General features: G+C 43.7%; 20 protein-coding genes and 1 other RNA gene. 15 read left to right on the top strand and 6 right to left on the bottom strand.

Annotated features, from left to right (window positions below; genetic code table 11):
• Positions 1 to 434: 434 nt before the first annotated feature.
• The gene (locus FE392_RS04385) at positions 435 to 1097 is read right to left on the bottom strand and encodes a hypothetical protein (protein ID WP_319929017.1); all 663 of its coding nucleotides are present in this window, start codon (positions 1095 to 1097) and stop codon (positions 435 to 437) included.
• Between the two features lie 29 nt (positions 1098 to 1126).
• Positions 1127 to 1804: a GNAT family N-acetyltransferase gene (locus FE392_RS04380; RefSeq protein WP_319929016.1), complete on the bottom strand. Its 678-nt coding sequence runs from the start codon at positions 1802 to 1804 to the stop codon at positions 1127 to 1129.
• A gap of 767 nt (positions 1805 to 2571) precedes the next feature.
• On the opposite strand from FE392_RS04380, the gene acnB reads away from it, so the two are divergent.
• From acnB to FE392_RS04355, 5 genes are all read left to right on the top strand, one after another.
• Positions 2572 to 5169 (top strand): bifunctional aconitate hydratase 2/2-methylisocitrate dehydratase, encoded by a 2598-nt coding sequence (acnB, locus tag FE392_RS04375; RefSeq protein ID WP_319929015.1) that lies wholly within the window; start codon positions 2572 to 2574, stop codon positions 5167 to 5169.
• Between the two features lie 318 nt (positions 5170 to 5487).
• Positions 5488 to 5859: a YacL family protein gene (locus tag FE392_RS04370; protein WP_319929014.1), complete on the top strand. Its 372-nt coding sequence runs from the start codon at positions 5488 to 5490 to the stop codon at positions 5857 to 5859.
• Between the two features lie 221 nt (positions 5860 to 6080).
• Entirely contained in the window at positions 6081 to 6971 is an 891-nt protein-coding gene (gene mscS / locus FE392_RS04365; RefSeq protein ID WP_319929013.1) for a small-conductance mechanosensitive channel MscS, read from the top strand.
• A 252-nt stretch (positions 6972 to 7223) separates the two neighbouring features.
• Positions 7224 to 7847 carry an arginine exporter ArgO gene (gene argO / locus FE392_RS04360; protein WP_319929012.1) on the top strand — a complete coding sequence of 208 codons (624 nt, stop codon included), beginning with the start codon at positions 7224 to 7226 and terminating at the stop codon, positions 7845 to 7847.
• 83 nt (positions 7848 to 7930) lie between these two features.
• Positions 7931 to 8665: an oxidative stress defense protein gene (locus FE392_RS04355; RefSeq protein WP_319929011.1), complete on the top strand. Its 735-nt coding sequence runs from the start codon at positions 7931 to 7933 to the stop codon at positions 8663 to 8665.
• Here the strand turns inward: FE392_RS04355 and FE392_RS04350 are convergent.
• Positions 8662 to 9567 (bottom strand): LysR family transcriptional regulator ArgP, encoded by a 906-nt coding sequence (locus tag FE392_RS04350; RefSeq protein WP_319929009.1) that lies wholly within the window; start codon positions 9565 to 9567, stop codon positions 8662 to 8664. The genes FE392_RS04355 and FE392_RS04350 overlap by 4 nt on opposite strands.
• Positions 9568 to 9708: 141 nt before the next feature.
• On the opposite strand from FE392_RS04350, the gene rpiA reads away from it, so the two are divergent.
• Both rpiA and serA read left to right on the top strand, forming a co-directional pair.
• The gene (gene rpiA / locus FE392_RS04345; RefSeq protein WP_319929008.1) at positions 9709 to 10368 is read left to right on the top strand and encodes a ribose-5-phosphate isomerase RpiA; all 660 of its coding nucleotides are present in this window, start codon (positions 9709 to 9711) and stop codon (positions 10366 to 10368) included.
• A 269-nt stretch (positions 10369 to 10637) separates the two neighbouring features.
• Positions 10638 to 11879: a phosphoglycerate dehydrogenase gene (gene serA / locus FE392_RS04340; RefSeq protein WP_319929007.1), complete on the top strand. Its 1242-nt coding sequence runs from the start codon at positions 10638 to 10640 to the stop codon at positions 11877 to 11879.
• Between the two features lie 126 nt (positions 11880 to 12005).
• Here serA and FE392_RS04335 read toward each other — a convergent pair whose 3' ends face one another.
• The 3 genes from FE392_RS04335 to zapA all read right to left on the bottom strand — a co-directional run bounded on the left by FE392_RS04335 (position 12006) and on the right by zapA (position 13561).
• Positions 12006 to 12620 (bottom strand): 5-formyltetrahydrofolate cyclo-ligase, encoded by a 615-nt coding sequence (locus FE392_RS04335; protein WP_319929005.1) that lies wholly within the window; start codon positions 12618 to 12620, stop codon positions 12006 to 12008.
• A gap of 49 nt (positions 12621 to 12669) precedes the next feature.
• Positions 12670 to 12853, bottom strand: a non-coding RNA gene (gene ssrS, locus FE392_RS04330) — 6S RNA.
• 405 nt (positions 12854 to 13258) lie between these two features.
• Positions 13259 to 13561 carry a cell division protein ZapA gene (zapA, locus tag FE392_RS04325; RefSeq protein WP_092511050.1) on the bottom strand — a complete coding sequence of 101 codons (303 nt, stop codon included), beginning with the start codon at positions 13559 to 13561 and terminating at the stop codon, positions 13259 to 13261.
• 334 nt (positions 13562 to 13895) lie between these two features.
• Between zapA and FE392_RS04320 the strand changes: the two genes are divergently transcribed.
• From FE392_RS04320 to FE392_RS04285, 8 genes are all read left to right on the top strand, one after another.
• Positions 13896 to 14471 (top strand): YecA/YgfB family protein, encoded by a 576-nt coding sequence (locus FE392_RS04320; protein ID WP_319929004.1) that lies wholly within the window; start codon positions 13896 to 13898, stop codon positions 14469 to 14471.
• 120 nt (positions 14472 to 14591) lie between these two features.
• Positions 14592 to 15908, top strand: a complete 1317-nt coding sequence (gene pepP, locus FE392_RS04315) for a Xaa-Pro aminopeptidase (protein ID WP_319929003.1) — start codon at positions 14592 to 14594, stop codon at positions 15906 to 15908.
• A gap of 25 nt (positions 15909 to 15933) precedes the next feature.
• Complete coding sequence (gene ubiH / locus FE392_RS04310) at positions 15934 to 17124, top strand: 2-octaprenyl-6-methoxyphenyl hydroxylase (RefSeq protein ID WP_319929002.1); 1191 nt, start codon at positions 15934 to 15936, stop codon at positions 17122 to 17124.
• A 13-nt stretch (positions 17125 to 17137) separates the two neighbouring features.
• Positions 17138 to 18370, top strand: a complete 1233-nt coding sequence (ubiI, locus tag FE392_RS04305) for an FAD-dependent 2-octaprenylphenol hydroxylase (protein WP_319929001.1) — start codon at positions 17138 to 17140, stop codon at positions 18368 to 18370.
• 372 nt (positions 18371 to 18742) lie between these two features.
• Positions 18743 to 19840 (top strand): glycine cleavage system aminomethyltransferase GcvT, encoded by a 1098-nt coding sequence (gcvT, locus tag FE392_RS04300; RefSeq protein WP_319929000.1) that lies wholly within the window; start codon positions 18743 to 18745, stop codon positions 19838 to 19840.
• Between the two features lie 72 nt (positions 19841 to 19912).
• Entirely contained in the window at positions 19913 to 20302 is a 390-nt protein-coding gene (gcvH, locus tag FE392_RS04295) for a glycine cleavage system protein GcvH (protein WP_319928999.1), read from the top strand.
• A 277-nt stretch (positions 20303 to 20579) separates the two neighbouring features.
• Positions 20580 to 23456, top strand: coding sequence for an aminomethyl-transferring glycine dehydrogenase (gene gcvP / locus FE392_RS04290; protein WP_319928998.1), 2877 nt, complete (start codon positions 20580 to 20582; stop codon positions 23454 to 23456).
• Positions 23457 to 23571: 115 nt separating this feature from the next.
• Positions 23572 to 24201: a LysE family translocator gene (locus FE392_RS04285; RefSeq protein ID WP_319928997.1), complete on the top strand. Its 630-nt coding sequence runs from the start codon at positions 23572 to 23574 to the stop codon at positions 24199 to 24201.
• Positions 24202 to 24365: the final 164 nt, after the last annotated feature.

Below are 24365 nucleotides of genomic sequence, written 5' to 3'. Positions count from 1 at the left end.
TTATCGGGAATTTTTTCCTCCATGCATAAAATTATTAAGTCTTTTTTTGTTACATGATTATTGTCTTTTTGTTTATTTCCGTCGCCATTATTGGTTATTTTGTCTTATGATTTATGGGCTTTTTGTGCTTCTTAGATAATTTATATGTAACATTTTGTGCTTACTAGGTATTTTATATGCAGAATATAAAATTATATCCTGAAATCCATATTTTTTAAGCATGCTATATCTTTATGTTTCTTTTTCTTTCTGTTTTATCTCGTTTTATACAATTGTTGTCTATATAAATTATGTCGATTATTTAATTGTGATTTTTTTATTTTGTTAGTAAGTGTAACGAATTTATTATGTTAAATGTGGTGGAAACGGCTTCTGATAGAAACCGTTTTTATTGAGTGATAATAAATGCATTTGAGAACTTTTAGAAAGGAAGTTTATATATATTTCTTTAATCGATAGACGTTATTAACCATTTCCCATTTTTCACTTTCTTTAGGTACTAACACCATTGAGACTGTATTGTTATTAGAGCCCCCTGACCTAGTAAATCCTAATTCTGTGTAAAAAGGGGTAGAAGAATGCTTTGCATTTACCCGTAGCTCATCGTTGGTTAATGACTCCACCGCTTTTTCAACCAGCAAACTTCCAATACTTTTAATACCGGGGTGTGTGAGCAGATAATCTATGTAATCTGGCTTCCCATAACTATATTCAGATGTACCTGGTAAAAATACCATAATACCAACAGGCATATTATTTTGTATGGTGCAGACAAAATATCGATGCCCTGAAGTTGAAGGGAGGGTTGACAACAAGGAATGTTGGTGTTCCCTTTCTATTCCTTTATATACAGCTTCAAAAGATTGTTGTCTAATGGCATACTCACTATTACTATCGATTACACCTAGCCCTTTGTGCCAGTTAGAGGAATCTTGATTAATACGATAAAGATGCCTTAGCATTTGATCTTTATTCACTTCTATAATTTTTGTTGCGTATTCCCTTTGATATATTTCTTTAGCTGATGGCTTTATAGATAGCAGTGATTTAACGCGACTAAACAGTGAGATATTTTTCAACGGTGGGATATCTTTCATGGCAAAAATCTCCAGTTTATTTGACTACTTTACAAAATATAGCATCTCCATAGAGAACCAGGTGAATGTTTAATGAATTGATAACCATCAGGTGTTCTTTTCCACAGGCGACTTTCTGATGGGATTAGTTTCATTTCTATTGCATCAAAATCATTATTACTGTTTGTGATTGAAAAACCTATTTTTTGATAGATAGGAGTGGCGTAGGGTTCTGCATCTAATATTAAATCCCCTGTATGATTTAATGTCATAGAGATATTGACCGCATGCTCAATCAATAATCTTCCATAACCCCGACGGCCAGGGTGAGTCAATATATATCCGATTCGATCAGGGGTATTATATCCAGAAGTATTGCTTGATGATGAAATAAAAATAATAATTCCGACGGTTTTATTTTCACTGGTACAGATAAAATAGCGGTGAGTATCTATCCCTCCATTAATTCCTTGGTTACCATATATGTTTTTTATTGAATTGGCTGTTTGTTGAAACGCACTATGTCGTTTTATATCTTGGTTGGCTGCGTCTGCCATTTCATTTGCTTTTAATCGTTCTAGTTCTGATAACATATCATGTTTTGAAACTTCTTTAATTATGGCTTGATAATTAGCATACGTTTTTTCAGTGAAAGCATTATTGGTGCTGGCTGGTACAATATTGTTGGATGCAGTATCATTAAGTGTGGTTTTATCATCAGGTTGCATGCTCTCCTCCTTAACAGAAAATTGAGATACCTTGATTTCCTATGTAAGCATCCTTGTGCATGTTGAAATTTAATTAATATAAAAAATACATTGGATAAAATAGGAAACGGTTTTTTCTGGAGATAAATAGACAAAGTAGTACCTCAAAATTTAATACACTTTTTTAAAATTATTATCCAGCTATTATTGTTACTTTTTATGTCAATCAACCAGAATGTAAATTTTTTAAAATGTGCAGGATATTAAAGATTTCTAAATGTTTTCACATAAACTTCTGGTTAGGAAAATTTATGGGGAGTTGTGGTAAGCTATGTCAGCATTTAAATGTCCGAGAGCATTTTATAACATCACAATAAAATAAGTTTAATATTCAATTATTTTTATAGGAAACATGGGATATCCTTCAAGTTTCTTGATGATAAAAAGAAGAGAGTTGGAAAAAATGGAAGAATAAAATTCAGCCTTTTCAAAAGGCATCAGAAAAAAACAGAACATTTACCTGACATACACGCTTAAGTAGCTCTTATCTAGAATTTTATCGTCGTTTAATGTTGATTTTATGTGAATGAATTAACATGCCATTCAAATTTTGGTATGCTAAGCGCGCAAAGCTGGGCATAATTCTAATGTTATGCGAGCAAAATCCTCTGACCTGGCACCCTCAACGATCGTTTTAGCTGATTGTTTTTGGATAAGCGTTTTCAATGATCGTTACCGGGTGCAGACAGCCGGGTGTATAAAATGACAATGAGAGCGAGGAGTATGTCGTGCTAGAAGAATACCGCAAGCACGTAGCCGAGCGTGCAGCTCAAGGCATCGTCCCTAAACCGTTAGACGCAGCTCAAACAGCCGCGCTGGTCGAATTACTGAAGAATCCACCTCAAGGTGAAGAAGATTTCCTGCTGGATCTGTTGACCAATCGTGTTCCCCCTGGTGTAGATGAAGCAGCTTATGTCAAAGCGGGTTTTCTGGCCGCTATTGCCAAGAAAGAAGCTGCTTCTCCTCTTGTCACTCAAGAAAAAGCCATAGAATTATTGGGAACCATGCAGGGCGGGTATAATATCCACGCTTTAATTGACGCTCTCGATGATGAAAAACTGGCGCCTATCGCAGCAAAAGCGCTGTCTCATACGCTGTTGATGTTTGATAGCTTCTATGATGTGGAAGAAAAAGCAAAAGCCGGTAACGCTCACGCTAAACAGATTATTCAATCATGGGCTGACGCAGAATGGTTCCTCGAACGCCCTGAGTTAGCAGAAAAAATTACTGTTACAGTCTTTAAGGTCACAGGTGAAACTAACACTGATGATCTCTCTCCAGCCCCTGATGCTTGGTCACGCCCCGATATCCCTCTACATGCCCTGGCAATGCTCAAGAATGCCCGCGAAGGTATCGAACCTGATCAAGCTGGTGCTGTAGGCCCGATTAAACAAATCGAAACATTGAATCAGAAAGGCTATCCACTGGCCTATGTTGGGGATGTTGTTGGTACTGGTTCTTCCCGTAAATCAGCAACTAACTCTGTGCTGTGGTTCATGGGTGAAGATATTCCGTTTGTGCCAAATAAACGCGGTGCCGGCGTAGTATTGGGTGGAAAGATTGCCCCCATTTTCTTCAATACGATGGAAGATGCTGGTGCTTTGCCAATTGAAGTGGATGTATCCAAACTCAATATGGGTGATGTGATTGATATTTATCCTTATAAAGGTGAAATCCGTCATCATGAAACAAATGAGTTACTGGCTACTTTTGAATTGAAAACTGATGTACTCATTGATGAAGTGCGCGCCGGAGGCCGTATTCCGCTGATTATCGGGCGCGGTTTGACCGGAAAGGCTCGTGAATCTCTGAAGTTGCCGCACAGTGATGTTTTCCGTCAGGCAAAAGAAGTTGCAAAAAGCGATCGTGGTTTCTCACTGGCTCAGAAAATGGTTGGCCGTGCTTGCGGCACAGCAGGCATCCGCCCGGGAGAATATTGTGAGCCTAAGATGACTTCCGTAGGTTCTCAGGATACTACAGGGCCAATGACTCGCGATGAACTGAAAGATCTGGCGTGTCTGGGATTCTCTGCGGATTTGGTCATGCAGTCATTTTGTCACACTGCGGCTTATCCAAAACCTGTTGATGTAACAACACACCATACTTTGCCTGACTTTATCATGAACCGTGGTGGGGTATCACTGCGTCCGGGAGATGGGATTATCCATTCATGGCTGAACCGTATGCTGTTGCCGGACACTGTCGGTACAGGCGGTGATTCTCACACTCGTTTCCCTATTGGCATCTCTTTCCCGGCAGGCTCCGGCTTGGTGGCCTTTGCTGCAGCAACAGGCGTGATGCCGTTGGATATGCCTGAATCTGTTTTGGTTCGTTTTAAAGGGAAAATGCAACCTGGCATCACGTTGCGCGATCTGGTTCATGCGATACCTTACTATGCAATTCAGCAAGGCTTGCTGACTGTAGAGAAGAAAGGCAAGAAGAACATTTTTTCTGGCCGCATTCTTGAAATCGAAGGTCTGCCAGAGCTTAAAGTTGAGCAGGCATTTGAATTAGCAGATGCATCTGCAGAGCGTTCTGCCGCAGGTTGTACCATTAAGCTGGATAAAGATCCTATCATTGAATACCTGCAATCGAATGTGGTATTGCTGAAGTGGATGATTGCGGAAGGCTATGGCGATCGCCGGACACTGGAACGCCGTATTATTGGTATGGAAAACTGGCTGAAAGATCCTCAATTGCTGGAAGCGGATGCTGACGCTGAATATGCTGCCGTGATTGAAATCGATCTGGCTGATATCAAAGAGCCTATTTTGTGTGCTCCAAACGATCCGGATGATGCACGCCTGCTATCAGCAGTGGCTAACAGTAAAATTGATGAAGTCTTTATCGGCTCTTGCATGACCAACATCGGCCATTTCCGTGCTGCGGGCAAATTGCTGGATCAACATAAAGGCCAGTTGCCAACTCGTTTGTGGGTCGCTCCTCCAACCAAAATGGATGCAGCCCAGTTAACGGAAGAAGGTTATTACAGTATCTTTGGCAAGAGTGGCGCACGCATTGAGATCCCTGGTTGTTCATTGTGCATGGGGAATCAGGCACGTGTAGCCGATGGTGCAACCGTGGTATCCACATCAACCCGTAACTTCCCGAACCGCCTCGGTTCAGGTGCAAATGTTTACTTGGCTTCAGCTGAATTAGCTGCTGTGGCATCGTTATTAGGTCGTTTGCCAACGCCTGAAGAATATTTGCAATTTATGGATAAAGTTGATGAAACTGCGGCAGATACTTATCGCTATCTGAATTTTGATCAATTGAATCAATACACAGAAAAAGCGGAAGATGTCATCTTCCAAACCGCAGTATAAAAAAGTATATTGCATAATGAGGAGGCGAAAGCCTCCTTTTTTTTGTGTGTAATTCAGGGAGTTTTGTGTCAGTTTGTGGACTACCTCTGAGGTGGGATGAATGGAAATGTTTAAAATCCAGAAATGTTGGTTTGGTATATACGCAATGGATTTCAAGTTGCATCGCGGAGGCAAGGGCTAGGCTCCGGTGAAAGGCATCCCCGGGAGCGCAGATAACTGTATGTTTATAAAAACGGTGAGTGGGGTGCATGAGCACAGCCAACAAAGAGGCAATTTGAAAAACGAAAGGTATAAGCAGAAAAATAGTGGAGGTGCGTAATGGAATATGAATTTACGCAGGATATTGCTGGTCAGGTAACAACCTTTTTTTCGATGGATCATGAAGCTATTGGTCATTGGCTGAATGAAGAAGTAAAAGGTGATTTAAGCGTTTTGGATAAAATCATTGCTGCATTGGGTGATATTAAAGGCAGTGAAAAACAGTGGCAGTTGGAGGGGCATGAATACACTCTATTAATGAGTGAAGATGAGATAATGATCAGGGCCAATCAACTCCAGTTTGATACTGAATTGATAGAAGAAGGCATGAGTTATTACGATAACGAAAGCCTGGCTTTCTGCGGAACAGACGATTTTATCGGTATGCTCGATGATTACAGGGCATTTATTTTGCAAAAGAATCAAACGTAAGTACAAATGTTCAACCTGTGATAGCTTTCTGTCATAATCGACACTCCATCACTTTCGTGTGTGATGAACATTGGATATGTTGCAAGCGTTTGTATTGCCATTGTGTATATTATAATCGTCATTTTTCTGTTTTATGAACAGGAACCTATGCTAACTGACGGTGTTCATAACTATTAATGACACCAAGTGAAATAGGTTCCAACAATAATGGTGGACTTTGTATGGAAGAGCTAAATTTGTCGCATGAGATTAATAAAGCAGCGGGCTGGTTTACCAACAATCAGGATTTATTGATCCAGTATGCAGTGAATATTGTATCAGCCATTCTGATCCTTATTGTTGGTTTATTTATTGCGAAAGTAGTCAGTAAAACCGTTAAGCGTGTTATGTCATTGCGTGATATCGACACGACTATTGCCGACTTTTTGTCTGCAATTATCCGTTATGCTGTTATCGCATTTACGATTATCGCTGTTCTTGGGAAATTGGGCATTCAGACGGCATCCGTCATTGCAGTAATCGGTGCCGCAGGTTTGGCTGTGGGCTTGGCATTGCAGGGATCGTTATCTAACTTTGCCGCAGGTGTGTTATTAGTCCTTTTTCGCCCACTTCGCACGGGTGAATATGTCACTATCGGTGCTGTGGAAGGAACCGTTATGCAAGTGCAAATTTTCTCTACGACATTACGTACAGCAGATGATCGCATCATTGTTATCCCCAACGGTAAGATTATTGCCGACAACATTATCAATATAAGCCGTGAGCCTAACCGCCGTACACAGATCATCGTGGGAGTAGCATATAATGCGGATATTGATGAAGTGAAAAAAGTGCTGGGCGATGTCATTAAAGAAGATAAGCGTATCCAGCATGAAAAAGGCGTCACAGTCCGATTGCATGAAATGGCACATTCCTCGTTGAACTTTGTTGTTCGTGTATGGACAGTTAATGGTGATGCCTGGGATGTGTACTGGGATCTGATGGAAAACTTTAAACGTGCCCTGGACAAGCATAATATCGGCATTCCGTTCCCACAAATGGATGTTTATCTGCACCAGCAACACCAGCAACAAATCGCTTCACAGAAAAATACCGACAGCCGGAATGTGTGAGCGTAGCCTATAAAGTTACAATTTAAACGGCGTTAGCCGTAAGAGCCGAGCCATATTAGTGTGAGGATATGGCTGTGAAAATATTGGTGTGAGAACAATGATGCTCACACCAAATCCAGTGATTTCTTCCCGCCCACAAGTATCATCACTTTTTCTAATGGTAGATAAATATTATTCATTTCTTCTAATGTCTTATATTGACTAATATGCATTTATACCGAATCAAGCTGAATAATTATTAGGGATTTTTGCATGTTATCGATCTTAATGCAGGGTTTTTTCCTCAGTGCTGCAATGATCATTCCACTTGGCCCACAAAATGTATTTGTTATGCAACAGGGAAGCAGAAAACAATTTCATTTAATGAGTGCAACATTATGCTCTATCAGTGATGCCTTACTCATGACAGCCGGGGTCTTTGGCGGAAGCGCCTTGCTTGGACAATCACCGTTTCTGCTACAGGCCGTAACATGGGGTGGTGTTGCATTTTTATTGTGGTATGGATGGGGCGCTTTCCGCACAGCTTTATTTGCCAATACCGAACTTTTCTATGCTGAAAACGTAGTCCAAAACCGTTGGCGGGTCATCATAACGCTGTTTGCAGTGACTTGGCTGAATCCTCATGTCTATTTGGATACTTTTGTGGTACTGGGAAGCATCGGTGGGCAATTATCAGCGGAATTTCGATCATGGTTCGTTTTTGGGGCTGTCATGGCATCAATTAGCTGGTTTTTTGCGTTGTCGCTTTTGTCTTCATGGCTCTCACCTGTATTAAACCAACCCAAGTCACAACGAATTATTAATATTTTTGTTGGCAGTGTAATGTGGTATATCGCTTGGGGATTAATTAAGCAGGGCTTACAGATTTTTTACTGATAACGATACTTCTTTATAGATAGTATGCTAATGTTTCTGAAAGCATCAATTAATGTAAACTTGCTGTATTTGAAGGAGGTTTTGTGAAACATAAATCACTGGTATTGGCCGCAATGATGGCTCTTGGAGGTCTGTCGGCGATGACGGCTTCAGCAGCTGAATTACCTTCTGTTCCACATATTTCTACATCTGGTAACTCGGTAATTAAAGCGACACCAGATATGGCTACTTTAATTATCAATGTAAGTGAAACTCAAAAAAGTGCGGCAGATGCGAAGAAAAAAGTAGATAGTCGTGTCGCAAAATATTTTGATTTTCTGAAAAACAGCGGCATCGACAAGAAAGATATTGATGCTGCTAACTTACGCACTCAGCCAGAATATCAATATGATCAGAAAACTAACAAATCAACTATTACGGGTTACCGTGCTTCGCGCTCAGTTGAAGTTAAAGTTCATAAATTAGACCAACTGAATACATTGTTGGATGGCGCTTTAAAAGCAGGGCTGAACGAAATTAATTCTATCCAATTCAGCGTTGATAACCCACAGCGTTATCGTGATGAAGCCAGACAAAAAGCAATTGATAATGCTATTCAACAGGCTACTGCGTTGGCAAAAGGATTCAATGGCAAACTGGGGCCAGTCTATAGCATCAATTACCGTGCTCCTGAAGCCGTGGCTGCGCCAATGAGCCGCCTGAAATATCAGGCAGCCTTGATGGCAGCACCTGCGTCAGATGCAGCCAATGAAACTTATGAGCCTCAGAGCATTGAGTTCTCCGATCACGTTGACGCGGTTTTTGAATTGCAACGTTAATGATCATCATCGTCTTGACGTAACATTTGGCGCCCTAATTTCAGCAGGGCGTCAGTGACTTTCCTCATTGCTCCGCTTTCTGGGGCAAAGCGATGCCAATAAAGCATGCGGCGCTGGTATAAGCCAGGGGTCAAATCAACCAATTCTCCCGCCTGTAGTTCTTTGTCGATTTGTAAGTGAGGGATCATACAGCAGGTCGAGCCTTGTTTTGCCAATTGAACAAACGCTTCTGAGGAATTGACAATATGACAAGGAACACTGCCCGGCGATAAATCAAAATGTTGTTGTAAAAACGCCTGATGCATATCATCCAAGTGGTCAAATGCAACCGCTGGTGCTTTCAATAATGCGGAACGAGTCACCCCATTTGCGAAAAAACGGTCAGCAAATTTTGGTGAAGCCACAAAGAGATAATCGAGAGCACCTAATTTATCCACCAGACAACTTGGCAAAGGCTGAGATTGAATACTAACCGCTCCGACAACCTCTCCACGCCGTAAGCGCTCCTGCGTTCGGGTTTCATCTTCCACTTGAATATTTAATCGAATAGGCAAATCAGATAAAACCGGATGAAGGGCCGGCAAAAGCCAGGTTGCCAAACTGTCCGCATTCACTGCGAGAGAGAGCAGTAGCGGAGTATCACTACCATTTTCGTCACCAAGCCATTGTGCTTCCAATAACTCTACCTGATGTAATAGCGCGAGCAATTTCTGCCCTTGCTCTGTGGGGCGGGGAGGTACGGTGCGAACCAACAGTGGTTGGCCAAACAAATTTTCTAATTGTTTGATCCGCTGGGATACTGCGGATTGGGTGATACAAAGTTTTTGTGCCGCCCGCTCGAAACCACGTTCTCGGATCACTGCATCCAGTGCTTGTAGTGATCGATAATCAGGACGTTTCATTAAAAATAAAATTCTCCGGTTGTAAAGCCTGTGTTTATTTGCCTGCCTAGCACTATGCCATATTTTTTCGTGGGAAGAGGCAATATTGTTTATACTAGCCGTCAGATTTTTCCTTGTAACTGATTATAGGCTGTGATTGATATGACTCAGGATGAACTGAAAAAAGCAGTAGGTTGGGCAGCATTGGAATATGTCAAACCCGGTACAATCGTCGGTGTTGGTACGGGTTCAACGGCAGCGCATTTTATTGATGCATTGGGCACGATCAAAGATAAAATTGAAGGTGCAGTATCGAGTTCAGAGGCTTCAACTGAAAAATTAAAAAGTCTCGGTATTCCCGTATTTGATTGTAATGATGTTGATACTTTGGGCGTTTATGTTGATGGTGCGGATGAAATCAATGACCAGATGCAGATGATCAAAGGTGGGGGCGCTGCATTGACCCGGGAAAAAATCATTGCTGCAGTTGCAGAGAAATTTATTTGCATTATCGATGCCTCTAAGCAAGTCGATGTGTTGGGTAAATTCCCACTGCCGGTTGAGGTTATTCCCATGGCTCGCGCTCATGTTGCCCGTGAATTGGTTAAATTGGGCGGCACGCCGGTTTATCGTGAAAATGTCGTGACGGATAATGGCAATGACATTTTGGATGTTCATAACCTATCCATCGTTGACCCTGTTGCGCTAGAAAACAAAATCAATGCCATTCCTGGTGTGGTAACGGTTGGTCTTTTTGCTAATCGCGGCGCCAATGTTGTGCTGGTTGGTACAGCAGACGGCGTTAAAACGCTCACAGAGTAATCATTCAGAGGGCAGAATATCCTGCCCTCAAAATATTTTTGTATTTATTAAAAAAAAGAAAATTTAGAGATATCTGTCACATCACCATCTAAAAAAAACTCAAAATCCTGTCTTTTATCTGTAACCAATTATTTTACTTTGCATAACAACTTATTTACTGTTGCTTATTCTGTAATAGAAGCAATCGATTGTATTGCCGTTGTCGTTTTTTTTGTTATTTTGGTGGAACCTATGGGAGTCATGAAAGTTAGAACAACTAGGGCGGGCAAATGGTTAAGGTATCTTTAGAAAAGGACAAAATTAAATTTTTGCTACTGGAAGGCGTTCACCAAAGCACAGTAGATAGTTTAAAAGCGGCTGGATACAGCAATATTGAATATCATAAAGGAGCATTGGAACCTGAAGAATTAAAAGAAGCTATTCGTGATGCTCGTTTTGTTGGGATCCGTTCTCGTACCCAGTTAACGGAAGATGTTCTTTCCTCCGCAGAAAAATTGGTTGCAATAGGATGTTTTTGCATCGGCACCAACCAAGTGGATCTGAAAGCGGCAGCAAAACGCGGTATTCCTGTCTTTAATGCCCCATTTTCCAATACACGCTCAGTAGCAGAAATGGTATTGGGTGAGTTACTGCTGTTATTACGTCGCATCCCTGAGGCAAATGCAAAAGCACATATTGGTGTATGGGATAAGCAAGCCAAAGGTTGTTATGAAGCACGCGGAAAAAAATTAGGCATTATTGGTTACGGCCATATTGGCACACAGCTTGGCATTTTGGCTGAAAATATCGGCCTGAACGTCTATTTTTATGATATTGAAAATAAACTGCCATTAGGCAATGCACAGCAAGTTCATCACCTGTCTGAACTATTGAACATGAGTGATGTTATCAGTTTGCATGTTCCTGAAACTGCTTCGACTAAAAATATGATTAGTGCGTCAGAATTGGAGCTGATGAAACCTGGCTCAATTCTAATCAATGCATCACGTGGCACAGTAGTGGATATTCCGGCATTAAGTGAAGCCTTGGAAATCGGGCACCTTGCTGGTGCGGCGATAGACGTGTTCCCTGTAGAGCCAGCCACAAACAGTGATCCTTTCATTTCACCACTGAGCAAATTTGACAACGTGCTGTTGACACCCCATATCGGGGGATCAACTCAGGAAGCTCAGGAAAACATTGGTACAGAAGTCGCGGGCAAACTGGTGAAATATTCTGACAACGGCTCGACTTTGTCAGCAGTCAATTTCCCGGAAGTTTCTCTGCCGATACACGCCAAAGATACTCACCGTTTGCTGCATATCCATGAAAACCGCCCGGGTATCCTGACCAGCATTAACCAGGTATTCACCGAGCAATCAATTAATATTGAAGCGCAATATTTGCGGACTGAGGGAGATATCGGTTATGTGGTTATCGATATCACGACCCAAAGTTCGGCTCAAGCGGAATTAGTATTGCAACAACTGAAAACAGTACCGGGCACAATCCGTTCCCGTCTGCTTTACTGATTTGGATTGAACCTACCAGCCATTTTAGTTGTAAATCGTATTTGTAAAATGTAGTGGTAGAAAGCAGGGGCTAATTAACATTGGCTCCTGCTAATTCTGTAAAGCCTGCCAAAGGTCAGACAGTATTTATTCATGCCATTGCCATCGTTTTCTCGGTGTAATAATTTCTGGCAAGGGAATGTCCCATTTCTCACTGGGTAAAGTTTCGACTAATTGAACGTCGTGGGCTAACCCGATGGGATAAAATTTTTGCTCCTGCCATTTTGCCAAGGTTCTGTCGTAAAACCCGCCGCCCATACCTAAACGTTGACCTTTAGAGTCAAAAGCAACGAGTGGAATAAACATAATATCAAGCTCGGAAACCGGTAACACGTGCCTTACATCCAATAAGGGTTCTTCTATGTTAAAACGGTTGCGAACAAGGGGGGATTCGGGGCTATAGCGCAGGAATAACAGATGATGCTGGCTGAACGGATGAATTATTGGCAAATAGACTTGTTTGTTTTGCCGCCAGAGTTGTTGAATCAATGGGCTGGTATCCAACTCGCCATCGAAGGAGAGATACACTGCTATTTTGTCAGCTTGCTGGATCTTTGGGTGAGTGAGAGCACTTTCAGCGACTTGCTGGGCGAACTGTAATTGTTGCTCAGGAGATAAATTTTGACGTAATTGTCGAACATTTTTGCGAATTGATTTTCGTAGAGATAAAAATTGAGGCGAAAAAAAAGAATCTGATTGCATGATACCTGCCTATAAATGCAGAAAAGGATACAAAACAGATAAAAAATTGAGATTCTCCAAGATGCCGTTGCAGGTGGTAACCCTTGAACCCTTGGTTCAAGGTGAACGTAGTGTCGCTTCTATTAGGCTTCTTAGTCGAGCCAAGCATGCTCACAAGAAACGGAGCACTACATTCTATAGAGATGAAATATCGGCTCAGGGGACTTACCTGCTGACAAACATCTCAGAGAAATTTTTTTGCTGCTTAAACCATCAAGATAGGCTTTAAGCGATGCTATGGAGCCTATTGTATGGAACTAAATGAAGAAAGCAACTGCTTATATTAAGCCTTAGCAACTACTGCCTAATTTATCAACAAAACAACGTTTGCTGAATGCTGAATAGGCAGAACATCAGATAATTCTATTTTTCTTCTGACTACTATCCCCAATGGCTTTCAAGTTGCATCGATACGGCAGGGAATGACAAATTCGTCGGGAACGAATTTGCCCAGCCTATGGCTGGCTTTTGGTAAAAGGCTCCTGCCTTTCATTCATCCCCGGGGAACATAGATAACCGTATATTTATAAAAGCGGTGACCGGGGTGAATGAGCGCAGCCAAAAAAAGGCAACATGAAAGACGAAAGGTATACCTTGTTCTAGCTTTTATTTTGTTCTAGCAATGCCTTTTCAATGGATTGCTGGAGCATTTTTATTTTTTGTTCCATATTGTAGGCGTAATCACGGGTTTTCACTTTCTCTTGTGCCAACTCATGACAAATGTTCAGTGCCACAATAAAAACCAGTTGCTCAGTGTTAGTGACTCTGGTGCGTTCTTTGAGATTATGTAAACGTTGTTCAAGTTCCTCAGCAGCAGCTTGCAAGGCTTCTATTTGCTCTGGTGGACAATTGACACGTAATGACCGCCCAAAAATCTGAATATCTACTGGTTGTGCAGACATGACACCTTCCTGATTTAATACTGTGCCGATACCTTGATTTTGATATACCCTTCGTCTTCCAAGTCGCTGCTTTGTTGGCTGCGTTCACTCACCCCAACCACATAGTTAGCTATGCTCTTGGAGATTTGTTCCCTTACGGCTTGCTTAGCTGAATAGCAACTTGAAATCTGCTGGGTGTAAAGTTAATTTTGGTATAAAAACAAGGCCGACACCAATCATTACTGTACAAATACCAAAAGCCCCCCTTTTTATATCGGTGTGTGCTGTCTGGTATAGCGACTCCCCTTGATGGTAGCATAGCATGAACTTATATCGCCAACGATGATCAATATACATGTCTATACAAAACTCATTACCTAATTATCAATCATTTGATGAAATTTTGCATCAACAGTCCGTAGCACTGACAGCAGCAGAAATGCATGGCTTAATCAGTGGATTATTGTGTGGTGGAAATCACGACAGTAGTTGGCAAGCATTGGTGCATGACCTCGCAAATGATGGTCTGGCATTCTCTCAAGTTTTATCGCAGCCGCTCAGAGAATTATACGAAACGACGTTTGAATCGCTGGATGACAGTAATTTTGCGTTTAATTTACTGCTTCCTGATGAAGAAGCTGGGATTTTTGAATGCGCAGATGCGTTGGCGGGATGGGTCAACCATTTTCTGTTGGGAATAGGTGTGGCAAATCCCAAATTGACAGAAAAAGCGGAAATTCAGGAAATTATCACCGATTTACGTAACATCGGTATGCTAGGGTACGACGAGAGTGAAGATCAGGAAGAACTGTCTCAGGCTCTAGAAGAAGTATTGGAATATGTTCGTGTTGCAGTCCAGCTCTGTTACATCGCCTTAGCGAAGCCGAAAACTTCAAGTAGTGCAAAAAACGAAAAGCCAACGTTGCACTGATTGGCGATACATACCCGTTCTCTTCCATGTTGCAACTAACTGCATGTTGCAACCAACATAGCGGTAACTTGGCAATGGGCGGGTATTTCAACTAATAATAATGAAATCGCAGGAGTGGGTATGACTAAGCAAGAATATTTATCTCGTCGTCAGGCATTATTGGAAAAAATGGCACCGGGCAGTGCGGCCATTATTTTTTCTGCCCCGCCTGCGACACGCAATTCAGATAGCGAATATCCCTACCGTCAGCACAGTGATTTTCTGTACCTGACAGGATTCAGTGAGCCAGAATCCGTTCTGGTGCTAATCAAAAGCGATAACACACATAACCACAGTGTGTTGTTCAATCGTGTTCGCGATTTGACTGCGGAAATTTGGTCTGGCCGTCGTCTTGGGCAAGAAGCCGCATTGGAAAAAATGGGGGTGGATCGTGCCCTGCCAATTGATGATATCAATAGTCAGCTTTACCTGTTGTTAAATGGCTTGGAAGTGGTTTATCACGCTCAGGGGGAGTTTGAATACGCTGATAAAATTGTATTCGACGCCTTGGCTACATTGCGTGAAAACAGCCGTCGCAATTTCAAAACTCCGTCAATAATGGCAGATTGGCGTCCATGGTTGCATGAAATGCGTCTGTTTAAATCAGAAGCAGAGCTGGAGGCCATGCGCTTCGCGGGCCAAATCAGTGCGCAGGCACATACCAGAGCTATGCAAGCGTGCCGGCCCGATATGTTTGAATATCAGCTTGAAGCCGAAATTCACCATGAATTTACCTATCATGGAGCCCGTTATCCTGCCTACAACACGATTGTTGGTGCGGGAGAAAATGCCTGCATTCTGCATTACACTGAAAATGATCGCCGAATGAAAGATGGCGATTTGGTGTTGATCGATGCGGGATGTGAATATAAAGGATATGCAGGCGACATTACGCGGACATTCCCGGTCAATGGCAAGTTTACCCGTCCTCAACGTGAAATTTATGACATTGTGCTGGAAGCTATCAATGTCTCCCTTGAACTGTATAAACCGGGCACCAGCATCAATAAAGTGATGGAGCGTGTTGTGCGCATTATGGTTGAGGGATTGGTAAAACTGGGAATTATGCATGGAGACGTCGAACAATTGATCGAAACCAATGCACATCGCCAATTTTTCATGCATGGTTTAAGTCATTGGCTGGGGCTCGATGTACACGACGTAGGTGATTACGGGATCGATCGCGACCGCATTCTGGAACCGGGCATGGTTCTGACTGTTGAACCGGGGCTCTATATTGCATTGGATGCGGATGTTCCACAGGAATACCGCGGCATCGGTATTCGTATTGAAGATGATATCGTGATTACGGATACCGGAAATGAAAATCTGACTGAGTATGTCGTGAAAGATCCGGATGAAATCGAAGCTCTGATGGCACAGGCAAAACAGAATTAAGAGATTCAGTGATCAGGAAGTTATCATGAACGTGATTATCGTGGGAGGAGGAATGGCCGGGGCGACGTTGGCACTGGCGATTTCTTCACTAAGCCGGGGGCAACTGAAAGTCTCCTTGATTGAAGCAGCAGAGCCTACTCAGGAGCATCCGGGATTTGACGCAAGAGCCATTGCCTTAGCTTACGGCACATGCCAGCGCCTGAATCAGATAGGAATCTGGCAAACATTGAAAAATTATGTCACGCCAATAACTCACGTTCATGTCAGCGATCGTGGCCATAGTGGTTTTGTTAATATTCACGCCAGTGATTATGATATTTCTGCATTGGGCAATGTCGTTGAATTGCACGATGCAGGAACCCATCTGTTTGATTTATTAAATCAATCTCCAAATATCCAGTTGCATTGCCCGGCGAAAGTAGATTCTATCGAACGTCTGGAAAATTCAGTCGTTGTTACGTTGAACAATGGTGAAAAACTGACCGGAGAGTTGCTGGTGGCCGCAGATGGCAGCTATTCAGCAATAGCTCAAGCGTGCCATATTCCCTATCAGCAACAATCTTATGGGCAGGTGGCAGTTATCGCCAATATCTTGACGTCTGAGCATCCTCAGGGCAGGGCATTTGAGCGTTTTACTGAGCATGGACCATTGGCCCTTTTGCCAATGTCAGAAGGGCGCAGTTCTCTGGTGTGGTGCCATCCCTCGGAAAAACGGGCAGAAGTTAATCACTGGAGCCAGCATGAATTCCTTCAACATTTACAGAAAGCATTTGGCTGGCGGCTGGGAAAAATGTTGGAAACCGGCCAGCGGCACAGTTATCCATTGGCTTTATCAACAGCCAACCAACAAATAAGCCACCGTGTTGCTTTAGTCGGCAATGCATCCCAGACCCTGCACCCCATTGCCGGGCAAGGGTTTAATTTGGGAATACGCGATGTCATGGCGTTGGCAAGCGTTATCTCAGCAGCGGCTGCCTCAGGGCAGGATATTGGCTCCTACCAAGTGCTGGCTCAATACCAGCAACAACGTCAGGCCGATCGCGAAAATACCATTGGCATCACGGACGGATTGGTTCGGTTATTTGCCAATGACTACTTGCCATTGAAGATTGGGCGCAATCTTGGCCTGATGGCAATGGAAACTTTACCGCTGACGCGGGATCTACTTGCCCGCCAGACATTGGGTTGGGTTGCCCAGTCATCATTGGCAAATTAAGAGGAAAGAAAAAATGCAATCATTTGATGTGGTGATCGCAGGGGGCGGAATGGTCGGCCTTGCGCTGGCCTGTGGTTTGCAGGGTAGCGGTTTGCGCATCGCGATTGTAGAAGAGTATCCGCCGACGGAAACATTTGATGCCAGCGATGAACATGCACTACGGGTATCGGCCATCAATGCCGCAAGTGAACGGTTACTGACCCATCTTGGTGTCTGGCAGAATATTCTGGCAATGCGGGCAAGCCCTTATCAGGGAATGGCAGTCTGGGATCAGGACAGCTTCGGCCGCATTCAATTCAATTCGGCCGAAAATGGCCTGACGCATCTTGGTCATATCATTGAAAACCGGGTTATCAGGCAAGCGCTTTGGCAACGGGCAGAAAGCCTGCCGGATGTAACCATTTTTGCCCCATCCTCCCTTCAAAATGTAGCCTGGGGAGAAAACGAAGCGTTCATTACCTTATCTGATAACCGAATGTTGACTTCGCGGTTGGTTATCGGTGCAGATGGCGCTCACTCCTGGTTGCGCCAGCATGCTGATATCCCGCTGACTTTTTGGGATTATGAGCATCACGCCTTGGTGGCGACGATCCGTACAGATGAACCCCATCAGGGTGTTGCGCGTCAGGTTTTTCATGGCGACGGTATATTGGCTTTCCTGCCATTGTCCGATCCCTATCTATGCTCAATTGTCTGGTCACTGCCAGCAGAATCGGCACAACAGCTCAAAGTGATGGAGCCTGAATTATTTAACCGACAATTGGGAGTGACTTTTGATATGTGCCTTGGTCAGTGTGAACTGGTCAGCGATAGGCAAACAATCCCATTAATGGGGCGATATGCCCGTAATTTTGCTGCACATCGCTTAGCCCTTCTGGGGGATGCGGCACACACTATCCATCCTTTGGCTGGGCAAGGCGTCAATCTGGGATTCATGGATGTAGCGGAATTGATAGGGGAATTGAGCCGCCTGAATAAGCAAGGAAAAGACATTGGTCAATATCTCTATCTGGGTCGTTATGAACGCCGCCGCAAACACAGTGCTGCATTAATGCTGGCTGGGATGCAAGGGTTCCGTCAGTTATTCGATGGTAATAACCCTGCTAAGAAGTTATTCCGGGACATCGGGCTGGCGCTGGCTGATCATTTGCCCGGGGTGAAACCACAATTACTTCGTCATGCAATGGGGCTCAACGATCTTCCTGATTGGCTGGCTGCTCAACCCTCTTCAGTTGAAAAAATCTAATTCTACGCATTATTTAGGATTAGTTTTTTTCATGTAAGACTAAAGTGTGTTCAGTTGATTTATTTCACACTTTAGTCATTTTCTAATTTAATCAGATTGTATTTTCCCTTTTATTGCCAATTTTGAGTGCAATGGCACAATAAATTAGACAAAAATTCTGCATGATAGTGAATGTTTTTTTAGGTGAACACTCTAGTGCAGCTAATTTATTTTATGGTTCATTTCTATTTTCAGTGATAACTTCTGATCCCAAGGTATTGTTTGCGTGGTTAACCGCTTCTTTGCTTCATGATCCAACATCTGCCGGTTAATGCGCTGCATGTTTTTTCAGGTCACGAATGTTTTCATGTCAAGAATGGAAAGAGGGAAAGAATGTCAAAACACACCCCACTATATGATCAGCATCTGGCATGTGGAGCACGCATGGTCGATTTTCATGGCTGGATGATGCCCCTGCATTATGGATCACAAATCGACGAGCATCACACAGTGCGTACCGATGCTGGTATGTTCGACGTTTCCCACATGACAATTGTGGATCTGCACGGTACAGGTTGCCGTGATTTTCTTCGTTACCTTCTGGCAAATGACATTGCCAAACTCACCGAACAAGGCAAGGCGCTCTATACCGGCATGTTGAATGCTTCTGGTGGCGTCATTGATGACCTTATCGTCTATTTCTTCACTGATAATTTCTATCGCATGGTCGTTAACTCAGTTACCCGTGAGAAAGATTTGGCATGGATCCAACAACATGCAGAGAAATATGAAGTTGAGATTACTGTTCGTGATGATCTGGCATTAATCGCTGTTCAGGGGCCTCAGGCACAAAGCAAAGTGCAGGCACTGCTCAGTGATGAACAAAAGCAGTCAATTGCCGGCATGAAGCCTTTTTTTGGTATCCAGACAGGGGATTTATTCCTTGCGACAACCGGTTATACCGGCGAAGCGGGTTATGAAATCGCATTACCAAAAGAACAGGCCGCCGATTTTTGGCAGCAATTATTGTCTGTAGGTGTAAAACCTGCGGGATTAGGTGCACGCGATACATTGCGCCTTGAAGCCGGCATGAATCTTTACGGTCAAGAAATGGATGAAACCATTTCACCTCTGGCTGCCAACATGGGTTGGACAATTGCCTGGAAGCCGGAAGATCGTCAATTTATTGGTCGAGAAGCACTGGAAAGACAGCGTGAAGTCGGTACTGAACAGCTGGTCGGGCTTGTCATGCGTGAAAAAGGGGTATTGCGGGGTGGGTTAACTGTCAGCTTCAGTGATGATTCTGGGGAAATGCAAACAGGCATTATTACCAGCGGAACATTCTCTCCAACTTTGGGGTTTAGTATCGCTCTCGCGCGCGTACCTCAGGGGATTGGTGAGCAGGCTGTCGTTCAGATCCGCAACCGTGAGATTCCCGTACAGGTGGTTAAACCGGGCTTTGTGCGAATGGGGAAACCACTTGTAGAGTGATTTTTGAATAAAATGTTTTGATTGTTGTAATTTTTTTTTGATTAATCATTAAGAAACAAGGAGATGGCAGCAATGAGTCATGTACCGGCAGAATTGAAATATACAGAATCACACGAGTGGGTTCGTTCGGAAGGCAATGGTGAGTATACAGTTGGTATTACCGAGCATGCCCAGCAATTATTGGGTGATATGGTGTTTGTTGACTTGCCGGATGTCGGCACAGAAGTAAACAGCGGCGATGATTGTGCCGTTGTTGAATCCGTTAAAGCAGCTTCTGATATTTATGCACCATTGAGCGGCGAAATTATCGCCATCAACCCTGAGTTAGAGGAAACCCCCGAATTAGTGAACAATGAGCCTTATAATGAAGGCTGGTTGTTCCGAATCAAGACCACTGACGATAGTGGGCTTGCTAATCTGCTTGATGCTGAAGGCTATCAATCGCTTCTGGAAGAAGAATAATTATTTTTACCGCCCCATATCACACTGTGAATGGGGCGTTTTTTTATGAGCCATTTTTTAGCTATACCCTATGGATTTTGAGTTGCATCAAGGCGGCAAAAGAGTGACAAAGTCGTCGGGAACGAATTTGCCCAGTCTATGGCTGGCCAAAGGTCGAAAGGCAGGAATCTTTCATTCATCCCTGAGAGCACTGTAGCTATGTGACGGGGTGAATAAATCAGCCAACAAGGCGGCAACTTGAAAGACGATGGGTATAAGTTTCAGGAAACTATTATCAATGACCCAGACACTAGTCCAACTTGAAAATCAAGGTGAATTCATACGTCGCCACATTGGTTCTTCTGTTGAACAGCAAACAGAAATGCTGGCAATAGTTGGAGCAGATTCCCTTGATGAGCTGACAGAAAAAATCGTCCCTCACAATATCGCCTTATCAGAGCCACCAGCAATCGGTGAAAGTGCGACAGAACAACAGGCATTGGCCGAATTGAAAGCGATGGCGAGCCAAAACCAGCGCTATCAGACATATATCGGAATGGGGTATGCGCCATCAATACTCCCGCCAGTGATTCTACGCAATTTATTGGAAAATCCGGGTTGGTATACGGCATATACTCCTTATCAACCGGAGGTTTCCCAAGGTCGGCTGGAAGCATTGCTGAATTTCCAGCAAGTGACCATTGATCTGACCGGTTTAGATCTTGCCTCTGCCTCTTTATTGGACGAAGCAACGGCGGCGGCGGAAGCTATGTCCATGGCGAAAAGAATCAGCAAACTGAAAGGGGCCAACCGTTTCTTCGTGGCAGATGACATTCATCCACAGACATTGGATGTTGTACGTACTCGGGCGGAAACATTTGGTTTTGAAGTCATCGTTGATAAAGCAGAAAAATCACTGGAACTGGATGGTATCTTTGGCGTTTTACTGCAACAAGTCGGCACAACAGGCGAAGTTCATGACTACAGTGCACTTATCGCGGCACTGAAAGAGCGTAAAATTATCGTCAGTGTTGCTGCGGACTTTATGGCACTCGTCATATTGACCGCGCCGGGCAAACAAGGGGCTGACATCGTATTTGGTTCCGCCCAGCGTTTTGGTGTCCCGATGGGTTACGGCGGCCCTCATGCTGCTTTCTTTGCTTGCCGTGATGAGTTCAAGCGCTCAATGCCGGGACGTATCATCGGGGTTTCTCGCGATGCTGCGGGCAACAGGGCGTTGCGTATGGCGATGCAAACCCGTGAACAACACATTCGCCGCGAAAAAGCGAATTCAAATATTTGTACCTCGCAGGTTTTGCTGGCAAATATTGCAGGCATGTACGCGGTTTATCACGGTGAAGAAGGGTTGAAACGTATCGCGAACCGTATCCACCGCCTGACCGATATCCTGGCTGCCGGTTTGCAAAAAGCAGGCATGTCACTGCGTCATAAAACATGGTTTGATACCCTGACTGTTGAAGTCGCAGATAAATCTCAAGTTCTGGCAAGAGCGGAGAAAGCACAGATTAACCTGCGTACCGATATTCTGGGTGCGGTGGGTGTCTCCCTGAGTGAAAAAACCAGCCGCGATGACTTGGTTACATTATTTCAGGTACTGACGGGTTCTGAAGCTGTATTGGATATCGATACCCTCGACAAAGAACTATCCGTAGCCAGCCAATCCATACCCGCTTCCATGCTGCGTCATGATGAAATTCTGACACACGATAACTTCCGTTGTTATCACAGCGAAACTGACATGATGCGCTACTTGCACAGTCTGGAGCGTAAAGATCTGGCCTTGAATCAGGCAATGATCCCGCTGGGTTCATGCACCATGAAACTGAACGCTGCCGCTGAAATCATGCCGATTACATGGCCTGAATTCACCGATATGCATCCTTTCTGCCCAACAGAACAGGCACAAGGTTACCATCAGATGATTGGCCAACTTTCCCACTGGTTGGTATTGCTGACAGGGTATGATGCTTTCTGCATGCAGCCAAACTCTGGCGCACAAGGTGAATATGCAGGCTTGCTGGCGATCCGTCGTTACTACGCCAGCCGTGGCGAGCAGCATCGGCATGTTTGCCTGATCCCAAGCTCTGCGCACGGTACAAACCCGGCTTCAGCGAATATGGCAGGTATGACAGTCGTTGTCGTGAACTGTGATAGCAGCGGCAACATCGATCTGGCTGACTTGCGTGAAAAAGCGGAAAAACACAGTAACGATCTTGCTTGTATCATGGTGACTTACCCGTCGACCCACGGTGTGTACGAAGAAACCATCCGTGAAGTTTGTGACATCATTCACCAAAACGGCGGTCAGGTTTACCTTGACGGCGCTAACATGAATGCTCAAGTGGGTATCACGACCCCAGGTTTTATTGGTGCGGATGTTTCTCACTTGAACCTGCATAAAACCTTCTGTATTCCTCATGGTGGTGGTGGGCCGGGCATGGGGCCGATTGGCGTGAAGAAACATCTGGCTCCTTTTGTGCCGGGTCACTCAGTGGTCGAAATGGATGGCGTTACCACGCTGGGTGCTGTATCCGCAGCACCATTTGGCAGTGCATCCATTCTGCCGATTAGCTGGATGTATATTCGCATGATGGGAGCCAAGGGGCTGAAAAAAGCCAGTCAGGCTGCCATCTTGAATGCAAACTATATTGCAGCCCGTCTGAAAGGTGCTTATGAAATCCTGTATACCGGGCGTGGCGGCTATGTTGCTCACGAATGTATTTTGGATATCCGTCCGTTGAAAGAAGAGTTCGGTATCAGTGAAATGGATATCGCCAAGCGCTTGATTGATTATGGTTTCCATGCACCAACCATGTCATTCCCTGTTGCTGGCACCCTGATGGTTGAGCCAACGGAATCAGAAAGCAAAGTAGAGATTGATCGTTTCATTGACGCAATGCTGGCTATTCGTGAAGAAATCAGCAAAGTGGCAAAAGGGGAATGGCCTTTGGAAGATAACCCTCTGGTTAATGCCCCGCATGTTCAGGCAGAACTGGTTTCTGATTGGAACCATGCATATAGCCGCGAACTTGCTGTTTTCCCAACCGAAGAAACTAAAGCCAACAAATACTGGCCGACCGTTAAACGCCTTGATGATGTTTACGGCGACCGAAATTTGCATTGCTCTTGTGCACCCATTGACGTGTATCGCTAATGGGTACTAAACATTAATCAGTATTTATCCCCGTTCATTGAACGGGGATAGCCAGTATCATTCTGACAAACCATTTAATGCAAATACCCACGTCTAAATACTATTAGAGGTGACTATGCCAGAACTTTATAATATGGTTGGTTTTTCTTTTGTCGCATTAGGTATGGTTTTGACTCCTGGGCCTAATATGATTTACCTCATTTCTCGCTCTATTTGTCAGGGGCATATTGCAGGATTAATTTCATTAATTGGAGTGGCAGCTGGTTTTGTTTTTTATATGTTATGCGCAGCATTTGGGATAACCACTTTTTTAATGATGGTGCCTTTTGCCTATGACGCATTAAGAATCGCAGGGGCATGCTATTTAGTTTATCTTGCCTGGCAAGCTGTGAGGCCAAAAGGTAAATCACCATTTGAAGTCAAAGAATTGCAGCTTGATAGTAATAGAAAACTGTTCACAATGGGTTTTATAACAAATTTACTCAATCCTAAGATTGCAGTCATGTATCTTTCTTTATTACCCCAATTTATTTCACCTGATCATGGCTCTGTTCTATCCCAATCCTTATTTCTTGGGTTCACACAAATTATTATTAGTGTTGCGGTCAACACTATTATTGTATTTAGCGCCAGTACTATAGCGACACATCTTTCCAGCCGCCCCATATGGTTACAACTGCAACGTTATTTTATGGGAACAGTATTATTTGGATTGGCAGCCAAAATGATGACTGACAATAAATAATTAACAGATTTTTATTATGTGCTGACTAAGATTTTTCTTGACGATGCCAGCACCAATGTCCGGATGGGGGAACATCATGCCGGTTTTATAGGTGACGGTGTTTCTCATTTGGGCTTTTTTATTACTAATCTTGTCTTATATCCGTTACCTTTCAAGTTCCAAAT

It is taken from the genome of Xenorhabdus santafensis (assembly GCF_033949405.1).
GTDB lineage: Bacteria > Pseudomonadota > Gammaproteobacteria > Enterobacterales > Enterobacteriaceae > Xenorhabdus > Xenorhabdus santafensis.
Note: the sequence above shows the minus strand (reverse complement) of the source record. Positions and strands in the feature narration are given on the sequence as shown.